This window comes from Achromobacter sp. 1011811831, from assembly GCF_059760905.1.
Window position 1 is genome coordinate 88,944 of record NZ_JCBANG010000009.1, and the last position, 20,511, is coordinate 109,454.

General features: G+C 66.3%; 12 protein-coding genes. 7 read left to right on the forward strand and 5 right to left on the reverse strand.

Translation table 11 applies throughout. The features are described from left to right. Positions 1-92 precede the first annotated feature (92 nt). Positions 93-731, reverse strand: a complete 639-nt coding sequence (locus AC6LJ9_RS05890; RefSeq protein ID WP_498146811.1) for an outer membrane protein — start codon at positions 729-731, stop codon at positions 93-95. A 658-nt stretch (positions 732-1,389) separates the two neighbouring features. Here AC6LJ9_RS05890 and AC6LJ9_RS05895 point away from each other — a divergent pair. Beyond that, positions 1,390-1,959: a GNAT family N-acetyltransferase gene (locus AC6LJ9_RS05895; protein WP_498146812.1), complete on the forward strand. Its 570-nt coding sequence runs from the start codon at positions 1,390-1,392 to the stop codon at positions 1,957-1,959. A gap of 135 nt (positions 1,960-2,094) precedes the next feature. Beyond that, a complete protein-coding gene (locus AC6LJ9_RS05900) occupies positions 2,095-2,271 on the forward strand; it encodes a hypothetical protein (RefSeq protein WP_498146813.1) in 177 nt (58 codons plus the stop codon). A 49-nt stretch (positions 2,272-2,320) separates the two neighbouring features. Here AC6LJ9_RS05900 and AC6LJ9_RS05905 read toward each other — a convergent pair whose 3' ends face one another. The 4 genes from AC6LJ9_RS05905 to AC6LJ9_RS05920 all read right to left on the reverse strand — a co-directional run bounded on the left by AC6LJ9_RS05905 (position 2,321) and on the right by AC6LJ9_RS05920 (position 14,805). Then, positions 2,321-2,743: a hypothetical protein gene (locus AC6LJ9_RS05905; RefSeq protein ID WP_498146814.1), complete on the reverse strand. Its 423-nt coding sequence runs from the start codon at positions 2,741-2,743 to the stop codon at positions 2,321-2,323. Positions 2,744-3,152: 409 nt separating this feature from the next. Beyond that, positions 3,153-12,167, reverse strand: coding sequence for a two-partner secretion domain-containing protein (locus AC6LJ9_RS05910; protein WP_498146815.1), 9,015 nt, complete (start codon positions 12,165-12,167; stop codon positions 3,153-3,155). A 37-nt stretch (positions 12,168-12,204) separates the two neighbouring features. Then, on the reverse strand, positions 12,205-13,917 hold the full coding sequence (locus AC6LJ9_RS05915) for a ShlB/FhaC/HecB family hemolysin secretion/activation protein (protein ID WP_498146816.1): 1,713 nt from the start codon (positions 13,915-13,917) through the stop codon (positions 12,205-12,207). 162 nt (positions 13,918-14,079) lie between these two features. Then, on the reverse strand, positions 14,080-14,805 hold the full coding sequence (locus AC6LJ9_RS05920) for a TetR/AcrR family transcriptional regulator (RefSeq protein ID WP_498146817.1): 726 nt from the start codon (positions 14,803-14,805) through the stop codon (positions 14,080-14,082). Between the two features lie 212 nt (positions 14,806-15,017). Between AC6LJ9_RS05920 and AC6LJ9_RS05925 the strand changes: the two genes are divergently transcribed. The 5 genes from AC6LJ9_RS05925 to AC6LJ9_RS05945 are packed head-to-tail and all read left to right on the forward strand — an operon-like array spanning position 15,018 to position 20,504. Further along, a complete protein-coding gene (locus AC6LJ9_RS05925; RefSeq protein WP_498146818.1) occupies positions 15,018-16,277 on the forward strand; it encodes an alpha/beta fold hydrolase in 1,260 nt (419 codons plus the stop codon). A 22-nt stretch (positions 16,278-16,299) separates the two neighbouring features. Continuing rightward, on the forward strand, positions 16,300-17,193 hold the full coding sequence (locus tag AC6LJ9_RS05930; RefSeq protein WP_498146819.1) for a VOC family protein: 894 nt from the start codon (positions 16,300-16,302) through the stop codon (positions 17,191-17,193). Positions 17,194-17,216: 23 nt separating this feature from the next. Continuing rightward, positions 17,217-18,905 carry an AMP-binding protein gene (locus AC6LJ9_RS05935; protein ID WP_498146820.1) on the forward strand — a complete coding sequence of 563 codons (1,689 nt, stop codon included), beginning with the start codon at positions 17,217-17,219 and terminating at the stop codon, positions 18,903-18,905. After that, on the forward strand, positions 18,892-19,368 hold the full coding sequence (locus AC6LJ9_RS05940) for an acyl-CoA thioesterase (RefSeq protein WP_498146821.1): 477 nt from the start codon (positions 18,892-18,894) through the stop codon (positions 19,366-19,368). The genes AC6LJ9_RS05935 and AC6LJ9_RS05940 overlap by 14 nt, the downstream gene beginning before the upstream one ends. Then, positions 19,365-20,504 (forward strand): FAD-dependent monooxygenase, encoded by a 1,140-nt coding sequence (locus AC6LJ9_RS05945; protein ID WP_498146822.1) that lies wholly within the window; start codon positions 19,365-19,367, stop codon positions 20,502-20,504. Before AC6LJ9_RS05940 ends, AC6LJ9_RS05945 begins: the two co-directional genes overlap by 4 nt. Positions 20,505-20,511: the final 7 nt, after the last annotated feature.

Genomic DNA, 20,511 nt, shown 5'->3' on the forward strand with positions numbered 1-20,511 from the left:
GGAAAACCCTGGAAAAAAGAACGCGGGCAGAGCCCGCTGCAATGGCCCTGCCCGCGCCGCTCGACCCGGCTGTCTGATGCAGTCGGCGCGCCTCAGAACTTGTAGGCGATACCCAGACGCACGTCGTGCGTCTTGAAGCTGAGGGAATCGGACACGTCGCTGAAAATCTTGGCCTTGCCGAAATCGGAATAGCGATATTCGACGCGCGCGATCAGGTTGTCGGTCACGGCGTAGTCCAGGCCCGCGCCGATGGTCCAGCCCGTGCGCGTCTTCGATACATCCAGCATGCTGCCTTCCTCATCCCAGACCGACAGCTTGTATTTCCCATAGGAAAGACCCGCCGCGACGTACGGCAGGAACCGATCGACGGCATAGCCTGCACGGATCCGGGCCGCGCCATTCCAGCGCATCTTGATCGACGTTCCCACTTCGGGATCGCGGGTGCCACCGTCGTAGTACTTGCCATTGTTCTTGATATTCGCAAGGCTGAAATCCGCATCCAGGCCCAGCACCATGTTGTTGCTGAACTGGTGGTTGTAGCCGCCGTAGATGCCGCCCAGGAATCCATCCGGGCTGAACTTGAGCTGCTCATCGATATCGCTGCTGTAGCGGGACGTGCCCGAGGCGTAGCCCATCTGCCCGCCGAGATAGGCGCCGGACCAGTCATAGCCCGCGGCGAGGGCGCTTGTCGAAGTCAGTAGAACAGTCAATGCAGACAATAGAAATTTCATTATCAGATCCTTTTTTTGAATACACCGGGCTTAATGCTGCTTTTTCATCTGGACGTCAAAGACGCGGATCAAGGCGCGCCACGCCCGCGATGAGCGAAAACTTCCGACAGCCAGGACATGGCCGCTCACGGATCCCTGCTAGCGCATGCAATGTTGAGTTTTTATTCCCCCCTTTTCTATTCATGCCTCTTGTCCGCGCCGCACCCGCCTTCGCATCACCAGCACGCCGATGAAGTGACGAGCATCTGGATTGCGAGGCAATGGGCACGGGGAGATGCTACCGATTCCGTCTTCGCTTGTGACGCTGCTTGCGGGCTTCCGCAAGGCAAATCAGACGAAGTAACCGGTGAGGTTTGCGATGACTGGAAAATGTCTGAGGGAACTAGGAATGAGCGTGATCCGCGGATCAAGTGCCTTGGCAATCAATCGATCGAAAATGCACGAAAGTGGTATTCGCGATAATCAGGCCGGCGGAATTCATGCGCGCTCGCGCATATAAGATTTTGAGGAAAGCAGCGTCATGGGCAGATGAAGAGTCGCGGCATCCGGATGGATCACCATCCAGAGGACGTGTTCACCGAGGCTGCTTAAGCAAACACCGGCTTGGGACTGGCGACGGCTGGGTATCATCTCAGTACACCAGATATGCGGCTTTTCCATGATGACGGAACTGAAGATCGAAAAGGCACAAGTCACCGACGCCAAGGCGGCCGTGCGCCTTATCGCCCTGGCTGACGAAGATGCCATCCTGGAAATCTCGGGGCAGGCGAGCCTGCCCGAAGCCTTGCTCCACTACGAACGAGACTTCTCGCGCGCCGACGTGTACTTCAACGTCGAGAATGTGATGGTCGCGCGCAAGAACGGCCAGGTTGTCGGCTGCATCCTTTACTTCAAGGGAGCGGATGAAAACCGCTACGCGCCGCCGGACGGCCAGGTAGGCGAGCTTGCGCGAGAGTCCGACGACGACGAAATCTACATTGACTCGCTGGCGGTCGATCCCGACCACCGGGGCGGCGGTATCGCCAAGCAGTTGGTGCGCGCCGTCATCAGGGAGGCTGGAGCTGTAGGCTTGCACAAGGTCGGCCTGCTGGCCGATGTAGGCAAGCCCAACCTGGCAAGGTTCTATCTGGGCTTGGGTTTTTCAGAAACGCGGCGCATGCGGTACCTGAACGATCTGTACGCCAAGCTGGTGTATGAAATTCCGCAAGTCACGTCCGCACAAGCGTGAGCGGCATGGCGCGGAGGGCTTCGCGCACGTCAAATAGAGGGGCAACACACGAGCGCGCTGGCGGCCGTCGACGCGTTCTTCGTCGGTTCGTTCAGGGCGTGGGCGAGGGTTAGCTGCAACCCGCCCAGGACTGCCATGGCCAGCTTGCCGCAGGGCGAGCAGCAAGGCCTGCGCATCGAAACTTTGCTCTCGGACAACGGCAGGGAATACTTCGGCAGGCCCGATCAGCAACCGTTCGAATTGTTCTTGCAACTGGAGGGAAACCAGCACCGCACGACCGGCGTCAGGAAAATAGCATCTCAGTACATATAGGGGATTACCGAACAAGCACAATGTCACTGAACTTCATGACCAGGAAGAATCAAGGCGCACCGCAGGCTGGTAATGAGCGGGATATTTTGTTGTCATAGCACTCGCCTATGTATTGGTAGTTTTTCTTCAACATGCAACGCTGAGTCTGGCGAGACAAATCATCTGAATCCCTTTGAATTTCTTTCGAAGTACGACTTTCTCCATTTGGAAACACCTCAATACCATAACGTCCTCCCGAAGTTCCGCCGCATTCCATCCAATCTTTAAGTCGGGCCTCTGTTGTTCGACCGATAAGCGACCACTTCTCTATGGTCGTTCCGGGTTTGGTCACACTGTTGTACAGATCTCGGTCGCAATAGGCTTGCGGCATGGTAATGCTACAAATCTCTCCCTTTCTGGTGATGTAGCAGCCAGCCACCAGCAGCAGGACTCCGATCGCAATACCGAGTCTGATTGCCGAGTGGATGATCATGGAGCGCCGCAGGCCGGCAATGAGCGGGAGACATCGTTGTCATAACATTCCCCGATAAATTGGTAATTTTTCTTCAGCATACAGCGCTGAATTTCCTTGAATAGAGCGTCTGACTCTTGCCGTATTTGCTCTCCAGTCCGTCTCTTCCCATTTGGAAGTGCTACCAGACCATAACGCCCACTTGAAGTTCCGCCACATTCCATCCAATCCTTAACTCGAACATCCTCAGACCGGTCACCTAGCGACCACTCCTGCATCGCCGTACCTGGTTTAGTTAGCCGGTCATATGCCTCTCGGTCGCAGTATATTTGCGGCATAGTGATACTACATATCTCTCCCTTTCTAGTGATATAGCAGCCAGTTGCCAGCAGCACAAGAAAGGACGCAATAGTAAGTCTTAGCATCGCTCTCATCGGCTCATCCTCAGCAAGATATCCAGAGCCTTCCACGCTTGTGGCGGCAATGCTTCTGACAAAGCAAATGGCGTCGAGGGCACAAGAGCAATTCCACTCCAAACCCCATACAACCGTTCCTGCATAGGGGTGAGACCACGCCTAGCATTGCCCTGCTCGTCATAGTACCCACTCAGGGTGCCACCGATAAAATCATGTGTCCCGCCAAAGGCTTCATGTAAGAAATCAAGAAACCCACCTGGCGAATATGGTCTACCGGCAAGTGTTCCAGGACCACCCTGATTACCTCCTGTTAATCCTGCTGCCCTCTTACCGTCCGCAGTCTCTTTAAATTGAGCTAGAGTCATTCTTGCCTTGACTCTATCAAACTCAATATTTCCCGCCTCATCCGTCATAAGCTTCGGAATACCCTTTTCATCCAAAACATCTTGACCTCCGGCGTCTTTTTCTGTCTTGCACCGCTCATTCATCGTGCCACACACGGCATCCAAAACCACCCTCGTGCCCGCCGTCTTGAATTCATCGCCACGAATTCCAGAGCTTCTACCACTCTGGTTATCCCAGATCGTGTCCTCGTCGCGGATACCAGGAAATTTCTTCGAATCCTCAATCGTGTACTGTCGCATGCGATCCGCCGCTTCCGACAGCCCCGCCTGCAGCGCCGCGACTCCGCCCGATCCGCCCAACGCACCCACAGCCACGTTCAGCAAGCGCTCCTGCGTATTGAGCTCATTGATCTGCGTCTGAAGCCCCCGGATCTTGTCAGGATCGTCCGTGGCCTTGATCTGCTCTCGAAGCTCCGCGCGCTTTTTCTCCGTGTAGCTCTGGATTGCCTGTCCCGCCTGCTGACTGAACGCCGCGACGATTTCGGCTTCCGCCTGGACCTGTCGGCGCAGTTGCTCACCATCCCATTTCTTGGTCAGCCCGCCAGACCCATCGCCCGTCAGGATGCTTCGATCCAGCATCGCCAGCACCTGGTCGGCGGTCTTGCCGGTGCGCTCCCTTTGCGCATTCATATCGGTGATCGTCACGGCGGCGCCGCTGATGTCGCTCTGGGTCAGGCTGCTTTCGCTGCCCTTGCGCACGCTCATGCCCGGCGCGCCCGCGCTGGCGCTGTTGCCGAAGTTCTGCACGGACCATGTGCTGCCCTTGCCCACGACGTTGGTGGCGGCGACCTTATCCGGCTCCTTGGCGCCTCGGTCGCCTTCGGTCTTGCCGTCCGACTTCTTGTCACCCCCTCCGGCGACGCTGAATCCGCCCGACAGGCTGACGCCCGTCGCCTTGTACTTGCTGTAGTTCTCGATATCACTGGCGGTCAGGCTGCCAGTCTCGAGGGTATTCCGGCCATTCATTACGGCGGACTCGGCTGAAGTGATCGCCGCGCCCTTGAGATCGGTATTGCCCCCCACCTTGACTTGAAAGCCGCCGTCGCCGGCCGCGATGCGGGACTGCTCGACAACGCTGGCGAAATCACCATCCACCTTGGTGCTGGCATAGCTGCCGCTGGCCGCAAAGCCCGCGCCCACCGTCACGCTGCCGCCGATGCTCTGGTCCTTGCTCTTGAACGTGCTCGTGTCTTGCAGGCTTTCGATGGCAAGATTGCCGCCCACGTCGGCCACCACCTGCCTGCCACTGGCAACCGCGCCGCGCAGCGTGGTGTCGCCGCCCGAGACCAGCGTCAGGCCCTCGCCCGCGCTGACCTGCGTGTTGGTCCAGGTCACGTCCTTGCCTTCGCCCTTGCCCCGGCCTCCACTGGCATTGGCGGTCACCCCGAATGCCGCGCCATTCGAGCCCAGGGAGATCGCCACGCCCACCCCCGCGCTGGCGCTGCTGCTCTTGCGGTCGGTCTCCTGCGTGTTCCTGGCCGCCAGCAGATTGATGTCGCCGTCGGCCTTGAGCACGGCGTTGCCGCCCGCGCTGATGTTGCTGCCGCGCACCGTCAGGTCTGAATCCCGTCCGGCGCCGGTCGCGCTGATGCGCACGTCGCCGCCCGCGGCCACGGTCGAGCCGGCGGCGGTGTCGTAGGTGGTCGTGGACTTGCTGTCGCTCTTGCTGGCGCCCACCGTGATCGAGATATTGACGCCGCCCGCGGCCTTGGGGTCGGCCTGCACCGCATCGTAGGCGTTCTTGGCCGCCAGTCCCGTGGCGGCGCCGGCCAGCGCCTGCATGCGCCCATCGGACGTCTGGCTGGCCGCGCTCGCCATCTGCTGGCCGGTCTGCAGCGCAGAGAGAATTGGCGAAGTCAGCGCCACGGTCAGGCCGGACTGGCGGAACCGGTTCTGTTCAACGCTCTTGCCGGTTTCCCGCGCCTCGACGATATCGACACGCTGGGCGTGGATGTCGATGTCGCCCTGCGGCGCCAGGACCTTGCTGCCGATCTGTTGATACTGATTGCCCGCCACCAGCGTGACATCGCCCGTCGTGGCGCCCACGGTGGACGCGGCGGTGCGCGTGCTGACGTCCTTGCGATCCACGCTCTGCATCTGGCTGCCGAGGGTGAAGGCGACGCCGCCGTTGTAGAGGAAACCGCTGGTCCTGGTCTCCTTGAACTGGCTCTGGCTGGCGGTCTCGGTGGCCCCCTGGATCGTCAGGTCGTTGCGGGCGACGATCGTCGTGCCCGCGTCGGACACCACGTTGCTGCCGGTGACAGTCACGTTCCGGCCCTGCACCGCGACGGTGTTGCCGCTGAAGGTGCTGGACACGGCCTGCGTTTCCTCCAGGCTGGCGCGGGTGGTCTTGGTCTTGGAGCCCAGCAGGCTGCGCGAGCTGTGCTGGCGGCCTTCGCTCCAGTTGCTGTCCGCGACGCCCGCCTGGATGTTCACATCGCCTTGGGCCACCGCGATCACCGCCCCCTGCTCGCTGGTGACATTGGCGGCAACGGCGTTCAGGTCGCGGCCAGCCTGCAGGCGAACCTCGCCGGTCGTCGTGATGGCGCTGCCCACATCGCGCTCATAGCCTTGCTTGAGATAGTTGCTGGCATTGCGGACGTTGTTCTCCTGCGCGGCGATCTTGACCGTGCCCAGCGTCAGGTCGCGGCCCGCGACGATGGCGGTCTGGCTGTCCTTGCCGCTGTTGATCAGTTGCGCCGCCATCAGCGTGGCGTCACGGCCCGCCGAGGCCAGCAGGATGCCGTTCGGGTTGCTGACGTACAGGCCCGCCACGCGGTCGATGTTGGTGCGGCTGAAATCGCTCGCGCCTGCCCGCCTGGCGTCGCCGCGCGTGGTGCTGAGGATGTTGAGATCGCGCCCGGCATTGAGCAGCAGCGTCGAGCCCGCGTCGAGCGTGCCGCCGATGTTGTCCAGATCGTTGCGGGCCGTGAGCGCCACGGCATCGCCGCTGATGCGTCCGCCCAGGTTGCGCAGGTTCTCGCCGGTCAGCCTGACCGCTGTGCGCCCCGCGATGGTGCCGGCGTTGACCAGGTCGCCCTTGAGCTTGAGGTCGATGGCCTTGGCGGCCAACAGGGTTCCATTGCCGTCGATGTCGCCCGCCTTCACCCGCACATAGACCTGCGGCACCAGGGCGCGCGTGACCGTGCCGTCGGCCAGCGTCACTTCCCGTTCCACCAGCCAGACGATATCGCTGGTCAGCTGCGCCATCTGCGCGGCGGTCAGCGCCACGCCGGGGCGCAGGTTCCAGGCCTGAGCGTAGGTGCTGCCCGCGTTCAGCAGCGCGCGGTACTGCGCTTCGTCGTCGGCGTAGCCGTCCAGGAAACGGCGGCCGGTGAGCTGGCCGATCTGGTCGCGCACCAGCTTCTGTTCGTAGAATCCGTCGCCCAGGCGCTTGTGCACGGTGGTCGGGTCGTAGCCCAGCTGGGACAGCATGTAGTCGGAGCTGAGCCAGTTGCGGTAGTTGGCGAAGCGCGGATCGGTCTCGACCAGGTAACCGCCCGCGCCCGGACTGCTGCGGAACAGGCTGGCGGCGGGGGCATCGGTGTCCACCTGGACGGTGCGGACGCGGATCGGCGCATTGCCGCTGGCGCTGCTCGCGGTGTTGACGTCGCCACGGCCCGGGCCGCGCGGATCGGAGACGGTCGCCTGCACCTCGGTGATGGACCTGCGGAGGGTTTCTCCCGTCGCGCCGGCGCTGGCCTCGATCGCGCCGCCCACCTGCCCGGCCTGCCGGCCGTCAATGACATGGCCGCTGCCGCCGGCGACGGCGTTCTGCACCACCTTGGAGACATCCAGCGTGATCGTCTGCACCGTGTCGGCGGGGGTGTAGGCGATCTTGCGATCCCATTTCCGGTCGAAATACCACCTCGTGCCTCCGCGCCAGCGTGAACGCGTGAATTGGCTGGTGCCGATCTGCCGGACGATGTGTTCGCCCAGGGCGGCGACGTTGTCGAGTCGGCCCACATCGCCCAGCAAGACGCCACCTACGATGATCTGGCTCTTGTCGTTGATCAGTTCATTGCCGCGCAGCGTGAGGTTGCCGCCCGCGCGGATCAGCGCGGGAGCGCTCTCGGCGACTTGCGTGCGGTACTCGGTCTGCGTCACGTCGTACTGCGTCCAGTTGCGTATCTCCCGGCCGGTCTCCTTGTGGCGGTACCTGCCCGCCTTGCTCCAGCGCTCCCAGCGATATTCATCGACGAGAGTCTTGTCGCGATCGCCCTCGGGCTGGATGTACAGGTACTTGACCGGCCCGCCGACCTGGACCACTTCCGTGCGGAAATGCAGATTGGCATTGAGCAGGCGGTCCGTCTCCAGCATCATGCTGCCCAGCGATTCGATGGTGGCGCTTTCATTGAGGACGAGATTGGCGCGGCCGGTCGCCGCGCTATCGGCATCCAGCGCGCCGCCGATGTTCAGCGCATCGCCGCCGCCACCCGCGCTGAATATCAGCGCCTTTTCACGATTGTTGATGACGCTGGCGCCGATATCCAGCCGCTGGCGCGCGGCGATGACGGCGGCCTTGTCGCCTTCCTCGCGGTTGCGCAGGGTGTCGGCCTGGATTGCCAGGCGGTCGCCATAGATGCGGCCACTGCCCAGGTTGTCGACGGTGGCGGCCTCGATGCGGGCCTGGCCGCCGTCGATCAGGCCACGATTGGTCAGCGTGCCATCCGCGACGATGCGGGCGCTGCGCGCGCCGCTCATCTCGCCGGTCACGCTGTTGTCGATGTGGGTGCCGCGCACGTCCAGATCGTTCGCGCGCACCACGCTCCGGTTGGTCCATGTGCCCGCCGCGCTGATGCGCGCGCGGCCATTGGCCGTGATGGTCTGGTCATTGGCCTGGCCCTGCCGCAAGGCGAGCGTGAGATCGCCCTTGGACAACAGGCTGCCGTTGCCGCTCACGGTGTCCGCCGCGATGTCCAAGGCGCGGCCGGCAAGCAGCGTACCCGCGTGATTGAGCAGTTGCCCGACGTCGACCACAATAGCGCCGCCTGATGACAGGCTGCCGCGCGTGTTCTCCAGCACGCTACCCTTGCCCTGGATGCTGATGCGCTGATCAGCGGCGACGAGACCGCCAGTATTGTCAGTGTGATCGGCCGTCAGGACGACGCTGTTGCCCTGCAAGCCGAGCGGCTTGCTGTCGTCCGCGCTTTGTGTGTCGCGATTGCGTATCTGTGCGGCGCTGACCGTCAGATCGCCACCCGCGACCATCAGACCGCTGGTATTGTCCGCCATGGCGGCGAGCGTGGCGCTCAGGTCCTTGCCTGCCTGGATCTTGCCGCCACCGTTGCCGAGCGCCGCGGCGTTGATAGCGACATTCGCGTTACCGCCCAGCTGACCGGATGTGTTGTCGATGCTGCCACTGCGCGCGTTGACATCGCCCTGGCCTTGAATCAAGCCACCCCAGTTATCCAGGTCGCCGCTGGTCAACGCCAGCGCGGCGCCGCTCAGGATGCCGCCGGCGCTGCCAGCGTCGGTATTGATCAGCGCCTGGCCGTGGGTATCCACGCGCATGGCTTGCGCGGACTGAAGCAGGCCGCCGGTGTTGGTCAGCGCGCCGCTAGCTATGGTCACGTCGCCACGCGTGCTGGCGAGGGTGCCGCCGGTGTTGTCGAGCGCGGCCTGACGGGTGTCGACCGTCACGGACGCGCCCAGTACGGTGCCCTGCGTATTGTCCAACCCGGCATTGGCGAGGACGACATCGCCGCCTTGCAACGTGCCGCCGCGATTCTCGGTGCGGCCACGGGTGTCCACCGTGAGGGCGCCAGTGGTGGAGACCACGATGCCAGCGGCGCGATTGTCCAGTGTTTTCGCCAGGATGCCGAGAGCGGCGGCGCTGACCACTTTGCCGCCACGGTTGTCCAGCTCCTGCTGGACGGAGGTTTGCAGCGGGCCGGTGGCGTTGATGACGCCGCCGCGATTGTCCAGCGTGGCGGCGGTGACTTGTGCGCTGCCGCTGCTGGCAATGAGGCCGCTGGCCTGGTTATCGAGATGACCCGCCACAGCCAGCGACAGGCCGGCGTCGCCGGACGCCAGCACCTTGCCGCCTCGGTTGTCCAGCTCACCCGCATTGACCACGGTCCTGCCAGCCGCGAGCAGGGTGCCGCCGACATTGTCCATGACCTGCCGGACCGTGACGCGGGTCGCGTCCAGCCCGGCGGACTGGATCGTGCCGTCCCGATTGCCCAGGGATCGCGCCGACAGGTTCAGCGCGCCATTGCTGGCGATGACGCCACCCTGATTGTCCAGCGCGCCGCGCGTCGTCAGTTCCAGCGGGGCGTTACCGCTGGCGGCGAGCTTGCCGCCAACGTTGGTCAGCGTGCCGGTATCGATCCGGATGGCTTGCGCCTGTGTGGCGGCGCCGGTCAAGTCCGTGGTCTCGCCCGTCAGCGCCAGCCCGCCATTGCTGGTGATCGTGCCTTGCGCACCCAGCAGGGTCCGCGCGGCGATGTCCAGCCGGCCGTCGCCGGCGTGCAGGATCTGGCCGCGTGTGTTGGCGAGCGTGCCGGCGCGCAGGGCCAGGTCGCCATTGCCGGCGATGACCCCGCCGTCGCCATTGTCGAGAATCTCGGCGGCGGCGATGCGGCTGGCATCCGCTCCCGTGGCGATGAGCTTGCCGCCGCGATTGTCGAAGGACTGCGCGGCCAGGTCGATCTGGCTGGCGCTGAGGGCTGCCTGGCGATGGTCGACCACGCCCAGGCGCAATGTCGCCGCGCCCGCCGTGACCGTCTCGCCGCGCGCGCCATCGACGCGACCGGCATTGAGCATCAGGCCGCCGGTGCCGGCATGGGTGATCTTGCCGTCTTCATTGACCAACCGGCCGGCGTCGATGGTCAGACGCTGCGCATTGCTGGCCAGCGCGCCGCCGCTGTTGTCGAGCTTGCCCAGGACCGCCAGCCCGGTGTCGGTTGTGCCGCTGTGCAGGACCGTGCCGCCCCGGTTGGAGACGTCTTGCGCGCGCAGGTCGAACGCGCCAGCCGCCAGCAACTGACCGGCGTCGTTGCGCAGTTGCCCGACCTGGAGACGGGCATCGCCCCCGATCCGGAGTTCACCCCGGCGATTATTCAGATCGCCGCCGCTGACGTCGAGCCGGTTCACGCCCAGGTGTCCGCCGTCGTTGTCCAGGCCCGCTTGCGCGCGCAGGTCGATCTGACCGCTGGCGAGGATGCGACCGCCGTCATTGTCGAGCGTGGCGCTGATGTTGAGCACGCCATTTGCCAGCGGCGCGGCGTCGACGCCAGTCTGGCCGCCGCCGACGTTCCCTTCACCCTGTCCACCGCTGCTTCCTGCCGTTGCGCCGCCCGCGCCGCCTGCGCTGCCGCCCGGGGAGGTTTCCTTGTCCGCGGGCGTGCCGGCGTCGGCTGCCAAGAGTCCGATACGGCCGCCGTCGCGGTTGCTGGTCTGGGCGGCGCGCAGGACCAGGTCCTGGAGACCGGTCTGTTCGATGGTGCCGTCCCGGTTGCGCAGCGACCGCGCATCGACGCTGATGCGGCGGGCATTGAGCGTGCCCTGGCGGTTGTCGATATCCCGCGGCGTGTTCACGGCCAGTTCGCGACCGGCGCTGAGGGTGCCGGCATTGGCGAGACCGCCGCTGGCGTCGATCCGGGTATCCGTCCCGGCCTGCATCGTGCCGCTGTTTTCCAGGCGGCCATCGACCGTGACGACCAGCTGGCCGGCCTGCGCGCCGATGGCGCCGGCGTTGCGCATGCCCACGCCGTGCTCGGTGCCGACCAGCACGATCTTCTGGCTGTACATGCCGCCCAGCGCGCCCACATCCAGCGCGAAGGCCGGCGCGTCGCCGCTGGCGGCGGTCTTTTGCACCCGGGCGTGGTCGACGCTGACCTCGTTGCCGCCGGCCGTGACTTGCAGTTGCCGCGCCCAGATGCCGGCGTTCACCTCCACCGAGCGGGCGATCAGGTCGGTGTAATTCGCGCCCCGGGCGTCCATGCCCTTGCCCTGGACCTGGATGGCGCCGCCCTGCACCCGGTAGCCCTCCAGCGAGCCGCCATTGATGATGGGCCGGCCAGTGGTGACGGTGGCGCGGTCGGCATTGATGAAGCCGCAGCCATCGCAGGAAATGCCCGCCGGATTGGCGATGACGAGCTGCGCGCGGTTGCCCGCCACTTCGACATAGCCGCGCAACTGGCTGGGATTGCTGGAATTCACCTCGTTGAGAATGACGCGGGCGGCGCCGCGCGCCAGCCACGGATTGCCCTGCACCCATCCGCCCAGTTCGGTCTGCGTGTTGGCGCGCGAGTTGTTCAGGATGGCGCCTTGCTGGTCGACGTCGAACTGCCTGTAGGCATTGCGCGACACGCCGGCGGCGCTGGGGGTCTGGATGTTCACCAGCGGTACGCCGTTGGGCGCTTGCAATACGGTCGGGCGTTGGTTGCCGGGCGCGCCGGGATCGGCCACGACCTGGGCGTGGGCGAACGGGACGATGATGGCCTGGCCGAGCGCAAGCGCCAGGGCAAGGCGCAAGGGCTTGAGCGTGGCAAGAAAGCGGCTGCCGGCAGCGGTGCTGCCGGCGCCGGCGCCCGGTCCATCGCGCCGCGCGATTTCCGCGACAACCTGGAACAGGCCCAGCGCCCGGTTGAAAACGATGCGGTAAAGGTGCTTGTTCATGGCGTCACTTTCCTTGCTTGGGCATAGGCCGCGGCGTTCAGTAGGACCAGCTCAGGTTGAAGCCGGTGGTCACGGCGGCGGTCTGGAAGCCCTTGGGCCTGGCCAACGGCGCGCCGGCGAAGAGATCCCACTGGAAGCCCTTGGCGCCGCCGCGCACGCCGATGACCGCGCCGGCCAGGTTGCGCCCCTGGAGCCAGCGCGTGGACGGGCCGGCCACATGGCCATAGTCGGCCCCCGCGTAGAGTTCCTGGCCCGCGCCCACCGGCAGTCCGATTTCATTGCGCAACACCCAGCCGCGCTCGCCCATCAGTGTCAGTTCGCCGTCGAAGCCGCGCACGGTGTAGCGTCCGCCGATGGAGAACCGATCCTGCGGCGCGAGCGGCGTGCGGTTCCACTGGGCGCGCCAGCTGCCGATATAGCGGGCGCGCTGCGCGCCAAGCGGGAACGGAATCAGCCATTGGGCATCGGCCGTGATGACCTGCATCCGCGACGTGCCTTCGCCGAAGTCCTCCTCCGGCGCCGGCATCGCGCGAAAGGCGCCGGTGCCGCGACGATAGGCAAGGTTCATGTCCAGCGTGCTCGCGCCCAGGTACTCCCGATGATTCAGGCCCAGTTCCCAGCCGCCCGTGCGGCGGCGCTGGACCTCGATTTCGGTGTCGTCGATGTAGTTGCCCGATTTGCGCATCCACAATCGGGCATGGAGACCGGTCTTGCGGCTCGCGTCGCGATAGACCAGTCGGGACAGGCGCAGCTCGGCGTTGTCGCTGGAGCCGCTGTAGACATAGTTCTGGCTGAAGCCGGCGACCGTCTGGCGGTACTTGTAGCCGCCCAGGGTGGCGGCCAGCGTCCAGTAGCCATATGGCACGCTGTAGTGCGCCGTATAGCCGCGCGTGCCACGGGTGTTGCCGTTGAACACGTCATGGTTGAAATTGGCGTAGAGCAGGTCGTTCCACATCAGCAGGTCATCGAGCGAGACCGTGATGCCGCCCTGCAGCTTGCCGGTGGTCTTGCCGCCGGAGTCGTCCAGCGTGGCGCTTATCCGTACCGGAAAGGAACGTTGCCGCCAGGCAATGACGAGATCGCTGTCGCCGGGCCGGGCATCGGCGCCTTCGGCGGGAACGATCTGGATGTCGGCTTCCACGGTGGGGACGCGCTTGAAATTCTCGAGCGCCTGCTCGATGTCGCGCAGGTTGAGCAGCTCGCCGCGCCGCGCGGGGACGGCATTCCAGGCGGTGGCTTTCAGTGACGTGCCGGGCGCGTAACGGATGTCGCGGATGCGGCCCGGCACGACCGTCAGGACCAGCGCGCCCGTCTTGAGGTCCTGCGGCCGGGCCAGGACCCGCGTGGTGACGAAGCCGCGCGCGATGATGGCGTTCTGGATGCGGGCCATCACCACATTGATGCCGGCCGAGCCCAGGCAGCGGCCGGTCGCGCGGTCATCGGCCGGATCGCCCTCCCGCAAGGCCCAGTGGAAACGTTCCGCCTCCTCGCCGTCGAGCCGGATCTGCACGATGGGAAAGCAGGGTTGCTCGTGCTGGGGCAGACGCCCGGGCAAGGCCGGAACCGGCCTCGGCAGGCGCTCGTCCGGCGGCGCTTCCAATTGCTCGCGCAGCGCGCGTTCGCGCTCCTGCTGGCGCAGGAGTTCCTGCGCCGCGTTGTCCGGTATCTGAGCCCATGTCGGAACGCCTATCGACCACAGACCGAGCACGGCCCACGCGCCAACGTTCCATGCGCGCCAAGCCTGCCGCATGAATTCCCCTGTCCATTACCGCTGCCCCCGCCAGGTACACGGCGGAACAACAACGTAGCGGAGGAATTCGGTCGGGCAAATCGTAGGATTACGAGATCCGCAGAAGTCCCCGGCACGGGCCGGAAAAAATCAGACCAAATCCGGGAGAATCCCGGCTCCAGCCTAGCCGCGACGAACGTCTGGCCCCTTCCCTTCCGGCAGCACCAGCTTCTCCAGATACGCCAGGTCCTCGCGCAGCAACCGCAACGACTCGCTGACGTCGGGGCTGCGCGTGCGGCGCGCCTCGTCGCGCAGCAGCGAGCGCACCGCCATGTCCGCCATGATGGCGGCGACCTCGGCGCGGCTCAGGCGGCCGTCCGGCTTGTACCACCAGGCCGACCAGTTGCACATGCCGATCAGGCTGACGGCCGCGATGTGCGGATCGACCATGCGGAACTGGCCATCGCGCACGCCCTTTTCAATGACCACGCTGAAGTTCTCCAGCAGGCTGCGCCGCGCCGCCTGCAGGGCCGCACGCTGCTTGGGCGTCATGTCGCCCTCGGTACGGTCGGCCACGCGGAATTCCGCCGGTCGCGACAGGATCAGGTCGGCATGCTGGGTCACCAGCGCGCCCAGCGCCTGGACCGGATCCAGGTCGGCGCGCGCCACCGTGTCGCCCGCCAGCTTGCGCGCCGTGTTCAGTACCTCTTCGGTCAGCGCGCGCAGGATCGCGTCCTTGTTCTTGAAGTAGTAATAGACGGCGGTGCGGCTCAGGCCCAGCGCCTCGGCGATGTCCTGCATGCTGGTGCCGCCGGTGCCGCGCTCGATGAACAGCGTGGCGGCGGCGTCGAGGATGGCGCTGCGCAGCGCCTCGCCTTTCAGGCTTCCCTTGGTGCTTGCGTCTGTCACGGTGGCATTTTTCCTTTTCTATGGCCGCCCGGCGCGGGCGGATCGTGGCATGAGCGGGCGCGCCGGCCGGCCCCGCTCCCGGGGTCCGCGCAACGCGGACATCCGTCCGATTTGACCACAGCGTCAGTTTTTCGACTTTGATTGACATCAAAGTCAAATATTTGTCTAATCTGACAAATCGAACCCCGAAACGACTATCCAAGGAGACGGATATGACTTCCGGCAGTCCTTCCAGCCACGTCACCGCTGGCTTCCTGAACACCGACTGGAACCCCCGCGACCTGCCGCCGGGCGCCTCCACCCGCAATGTCGTGCTGCGCACCGCCGACGGCGCCGCCACCTCCGGATCGCTCTACCTGCCCGCCGGCCCCCGGCCCGACACCGTGGTGTGCGTGATGCATCCGCGCGAGTTCATGGCCTGTCACTACCTGATTCCCGATATCGTCGGGGCGGGTTGCGCGGCCTGGTCGCAGGGCGCCCGCTCGGTCGGCAACGACCTGCGGCTGGAGCACGAAACCGCCCTGCTGGACGTGGCCGCCGGCCTGACCCATCTGCGCGGCCTGGGTTTCAGGCGCATCGTCCTGCTGGGCAATTCGGGCGGCGCCGGGCTCTATGCCTTCTACGCGCACCAGTCGGGCCTGCCGACGGCCGAACGGATCGCCCGCACGCCCGGCGGCAAGCGCAGCGGGCTCAACGAGCTGGACATGCCCACGGTCGACGGCATGGTGCTGATCGGCCCTCATCCCGGCCAGGGCGCGCTGCTGCTGAACTGCATCGATCCGTCCGTCGCCGACGAGAACGACGCGCTGTCGGTCGCTGCTGAACTGGATCCGCTGGCGCCCGCCAACGGCTACCTGCCCGGCGGCCGCGCCCGCTACGCGCCGGCTTTCGTCGAGCGCTACCGCGAGGCGCAGCGCCAGCGCGTGGCGCGCCTGGACGAGCAGGCGCGGCGGATGATCGCCGAGCGCATGCAGGCGCGCGCCGCGCTCAAGGAGCAGACGGAGCCCTCGCCCGAACTGCGCCGCCGGGCCGCGCACACGCCCGTGATGGTGGTCTGGCGCAGCGACGCCGACCTGCGCTGCCTGGACCTGAGCCTGGACCCGTCCGATCGCCATCCCGGTTCGCTGTGGGGCAAGGATCCCTATGCATCGAACTACGGCGCGGTCGGTTTCGCCCGCTTCTGCACGCCGGAAAGCTGGCTGTCCACCTGGTCCGGCCTGTCGTCCAACGCCAGCCTGGCGCGCACGGCCCAGGGCATCGTCCAGCCCACGCTGATCATCGAATACACGGGCGACCAGGCCTGCTTTCCTTCCGACGTGCGCGCCATCCACGACGCGATTCCCGCCGCCGACAAGACCCACCTGCGCATTCGCGGAGACCACCACGGCCGCGCGCTGGCCGAGGGCGAGGAGCCCGGCCGCTACGCGGCGGGGCGCGAGCTGGCGGCGTGGCTGCGCGCGCGCTTTCTGTAACCCGACATCCATGGAACCGATCATGACCGCCACGACCTCCCCCGCGCTGCGCCTGCATGGCGTGGACCACACCGCCCGCCCCACCTGGAAGCTGCGCGAGACCGTGCATTTCTACCGCGACATCCTGGGACTGCCGCTGGTGCACGTCATCTCGGCGCGCGGCTGGGGCCCCGCGACCCATCCAGATTTCCTGCACTTCTTCTTCGACAGCGGACGCGGCAGCACCATCGCGTTCTTCTACTACCTGGGCTCCGAGGAGCCGGAAGCCATGCGCGGAAGGGCGGCCTCGCGGCCGCTGCCCGAGGATCACGTCGCCGACGCCACCCACACCGCCTGGCAGGTCGAGAGCGAGGATGAGCTCAAAGCCTGGAAGCAGAAGTTGCAGGATGCCGGACTGGACGTGTCGGTGGAGACCCGGCACGAAGTCATCGAATCGATCTACGTGCGCGACCCCAACGGCTACTTCATCGAATTCACCCGCAAGCTGCGCCCGCTGGCCGGTATCGACGCGGCCGACGCGGCGCTGACCCTGCAGGCGGCCATGCAGGCCGAGGCCGACGCCGAATCGCAGGGACGGCGCGTGCGGCAGGTGGATGACATCTGGGCGCGCAAGGCCGCGCTGCTGGAGGCCCGGCTGGACGCGCGGGACGAAGCGGCCGGATCCGGCGTGCGCATCTTCGTGCCGCGCGTCGAGGAATTCTCCGCGCTGATCGAGGACGCCGCGCGCCGCCCCGACTGCGCCGTGGTGCCGGCGGACGAATTCGACTGCATCGTCGCCGACGGCCCGCTGGAGTTCCGCCGCAAGACCCTGGGCCTGAAGCCGGCGGTCTGGTATGGCCTGTTCACGGGCGGGGTGCGCGGCACCATCGACGTGTTCGACCGCGACCGCGTGCAGATTTCGCCGGCCGCCAGATAGCGCCGCGGCAAGAGGAGACAGACATGCGAGACATACGCTGCCCCATAGAGGGCGTGACCTACCACCCCGAAGACCGCGCCCGGCGCTATTTCGCCAGCGGCGCCTGGGAACGCCGCACGGTCGGCGACGCGCTGCGCGCCACCGCCGCCCGTTGCCCGCAGCGCGCGGCGCTGATCACCGACGAAGGCAGCCTGAGCTTCCAGGAGCTGGACCAGCGCAGCGAACGGCTGGGCGCGGCGCTGCTGAAGCTGGGCCTGCGCCCGTCGGACCGCGCCATCTTCCAGATGGGCACGACGCTGGACACGGCGGTCGCGCTGCTGGCCTGCTACAAGGCCGGCATCGTGCCCGTCTGCACGCTGCCGCAGCACCGTGAGCTGGAGATCGGCCAGCTGGCCCGGCAGACGCGGGCGCGCGGCTACTTCGTGCAGGCGGACTTCGGCAGCTTCGACCTGGTGGCCTTCGCCGGCGCCATGCTGGCCACCGGCGACACGCTGGCGCACCTGATCGTGGCGCGCGGCGACGCCGGCGCCCACGCGGCCATGCAGGCGCTGATCGATGCCATGCCGCTGGACGAGGCCGCGGCCCTGCTGGCGCGGCAAGGCCCCGGCTGCGAGGACGTGCTGAGCTTCCAGCTGTCCGGCGGCACCACCGGCATGCCCAAGATCATTCCGCGCTTTCATGCCGAGTACCTCGGCCACGCGCTGGCCTGCGCGCGCGGCTACCAGATGGAGGAAGAGGAACGCATCATCTGGTCGCTGCCGCTGCTGCACAACGCGGCCCAGGTATACGTGCTGATTCCCGTGGTCGCGATGGGCGTGTCAGCCGTGCTGATGCCGCGCGTGGACGTGCCGCGCATGCTGACGCTGATCGAGCGGCACCGCGTCACCCGCGCCATGTCCATCGGCCCCATCGCGCCGCAGATCATGGCCTACGACCGCCTGGCCGACCATGATCTCAGCTCGCTACGGCTGTTCATCACCATGAGCGCGGCGGAAAGGCTGGAGGCCCATCTGCGCGTGCCCTGTTCCAACCTCTTCGGCATCACCGAAGGGCTGCTGCTGGGTTCGCCCGCCAGCGCTCCGGCGCAGGCGCGCCATCACACGCAAGGGTGCTCCGGCTGTCCCGACGATGAGCTGCGGCTGCTGCGCCCCGGCGCCGAGGAACCGGTCGCGCCAGGCGAAGCCGGCGAACTCTGTTTCCGTGGCCCGGCCACGCTGCCGGGCTTCTTCGACGCGCCCCAGGCCAATGCCAGCGCCTTCACGTCCGATGGCTTCTACCGCAGCGGCGACATGATGACCGCGCGCGTCGTGGACGGCCAGACCTGCTACGCGTTCGAGGGCCGGCTGCGCGACAACATCAATCGCGGCGGCGAGAAGATCGGCTGCGAGGAAGTTGAAGCCCAGGTCGGCGCGCATCCGGCCATCGCCGAGGCCCGCCTGGTGGCCATGCCCGATCCGTTCTACGGCGAAAAGGGCTGCCTGTTCGTGATCCTGCGGCCGGGCCATGCCGCGCCCACCGTGCCCGAGCTGGCGGCCTTCCTGACCGGCCGCGGCCTGGCCAAATACAAGTGCCCCGAGCGTATCGAGAGCATCGAGGCTTTCCCCGTCACCAAGGTCGGCAAGCTGGACAAGGCCGCCTTGCGCCAGGCCGTGGCAGCCATGCTGAACCAGGAGGCCGGGCAGGCCAGGGAGAAAAACGATGACCAGCACTGAATACGTGGTGAGCGAACGGCCTTTCGTGGTGCGACGGCGGGTCAAGTGGGGCGACTGCGACCCCGCCGGCGTGGTCTACACCGTCACCTTCGGCGAATACGTGCTGTCGGCCGCCGAGCTGTTCTACGGCTACCTGTTCGACGGCACGCCGCAGCGCATCAAGGACGAGCATGGCTTCGGCACGCCCACGCGCGCGCTGTCCTTCGACTTCCAGGCCTCGCTGTGGCCGGACGAGGAATTCGACATGCGCGTCACGGTGCACGAGGTGCGCACCCGCACCTACACCCTACACATCCACGGCAGCGCGCGCGGCAAGCCCGCCTTCGACGCCGTCCTGACGCCGATCTGCGTGGCCCGCGGCGAGCGGCGCGCGATCGAGGTGCCGGACGCGCTGCGCACGCGGCTGCTGTCTTACCAGGAAGCCTGCGCGCAGGCGCACACCAGCGGGAGCGCTGACAAATGAAGATCGCCATCATCGGCGCCGGCCCGGCCGGCCTGTATTTCTCTCTGCTTGCCAAGAAGCACGATCCCAGCCACGAGATCACGATCTACGAGCAGAACCCGCAAGGCGCCACCTATGGCTGGGGCGTGGTGTTCTCGGACATCGGCCTGGCCTTCCTGCGCGAGGCCGATCCGGACTTCTTCGGCAGGTTCGTGGCGCACCATGAGCGCTGCGACTATATGGAAATCGTGCATCAAGGCACGCGCGTCCAGGTGCAGGGCAACCATTTCTCGCGCACGTCCCGCATCGACATGCTGGCCGTGCTGGAGCAGGCCTGCCTCGAGGCCGGCGTGCAGATCCGCCACCAGCAGCGCATCGAGGACGTGGCGCGGCTGGCCGGCGAGGTCGACATGGTGGTCGCCGCCGACGGCAGCAACAGCGCGGTGCGCAAGCAGTACGCCGAGCATTTCCGTCCGGCCTTCGAGCGCCGCCGCAACAAGTTCGCCTGGTACGGCACGCGCCAGCGCTTCCACCCCGTGTCGCTGATCTTCCGCGAGGCCGAGCACGGCATCTTCATCGCCCACAGCTACCAGTACAGCAAGGACCTGAGCACCTTCCTGGTCGAGGTGGATCCGGACAGCTGGCGCCGCGCCGGCCTGGACACGGCCAGCGAGAACGACAGCCGGCGCTATTGCGCCGAGGTGTTCCGCGAGGACCTGGGCGCCAGCGAGCTGCTGGGCAATCGCTCGCTGTGGTTCGAGGCGAACATCGTGCGCAACGAGCGCTGGTCGCACGAGAACATCGTGCTGCTGGGCGACGCGCTGCGCACGGTGCATTTCTCGCTGGGCTCGGGCACGCGCATGGCCATGCAGGACGCGATCGCGCTGCACCAGGGGCTGCTGCAACACCCGGGCGACGCGCGCGCCGCCTTCGCGGTATTCGAGGCGCAGCGCCGCCCGGCCTCGTCCAGCTTCCAGGCCGCCGCCGCGCGCAGCCTGGACTGGTACGAGAACGTGGCCGACAAGATGCACCTGGACCCGGTCGACTTCGCCTACGACTACATGCGCCGCACCGGCCAGGTCAGCCACGACGACCTGCGCCAGCGCGATCCGGCCTTCGCCTCGGCCTACGAGGCGCGGCACCCGGTGACCGCCTGAATACCGG

Coding starts and splice junctions, on each gene's coding strand:
- AC6LJ9_RS05925 (WP_498146818.1), top strand. CDS start 15,018: ATGACTTCCGGCAGTCCTTCCAGCCACGTCACCGCTGGCTTCCTGAAC.
- AC6LJ9_RS05945 (WP_498146822.1), top strand. CDS start 19,365: ATGAAGATCGCCATCATCGGCGCCGGCCCGGCCGGCCTGTATTTCTCT.
- AC6LJ9_RS05930 (WP_498146819.1), top strand. CDS start 16,300: ATGACCGCCACGACCTCCCCCGCGCTGCGCCTGCATGGCGTGGACCAC.
- AC6LJ9_RS05940 (WP_498146821.1), top strand. CDS start 18,892: ATGACCAGCACTGAATACGTGGTGAGCGAACGGCCTTTCGTGGTGCGA.
- AC6LJ9_RS05890 (WP_498146811.1), bottom strand. CDS start 731: ATGAAATTTCTATTGTCTGCATTGACTGTTCTACTGACTTCGACAAGC.
- AC6LJ9_RS05895 (WP_498146812.1), top strand. CDS start 1,390: ATGATGACGGAACTGAAGATCGAAAAGGCACAAGTCACCGACGCCAAG.
- AC6LJ9_RS05900 (WP_498146813.1), top strand. CDS start 2,095: ATGGCCAGCTTGCCGCAGGGCGAGCAGCAAGGCCTGCGCATCGAAACT.
- AC6LJ9_RS05935 (WP_498146820.1), top strand. CDS start 17,217: ATGCGAGACATACGCTGCCCCATAGAGGGCGTGACCTACCACCCCGAA.
- AC6LJ9_RS05915 (WP_498146816.1), bottom strand. CDS start 13,917: ATGCGGCAGGCTTGGCGCGCATGGAACGTTGGCGCGTGGGCCGTGCTC.
- AC6LJ9_RS05910 (WP_498146815.1), bottom strand. CDS start 12,167: ATGAACAAGCACCTTTACCGCATCGTTTTCAACCGGGCGCTGGGCCTG.
- AC6LJ9_RS05905 (WP_498146814.1), bottom strand. CDS start 2,743: ATGATCATCCACTCGGCAATCAGACTCGGTATTGCGATCGGAGTCCTG.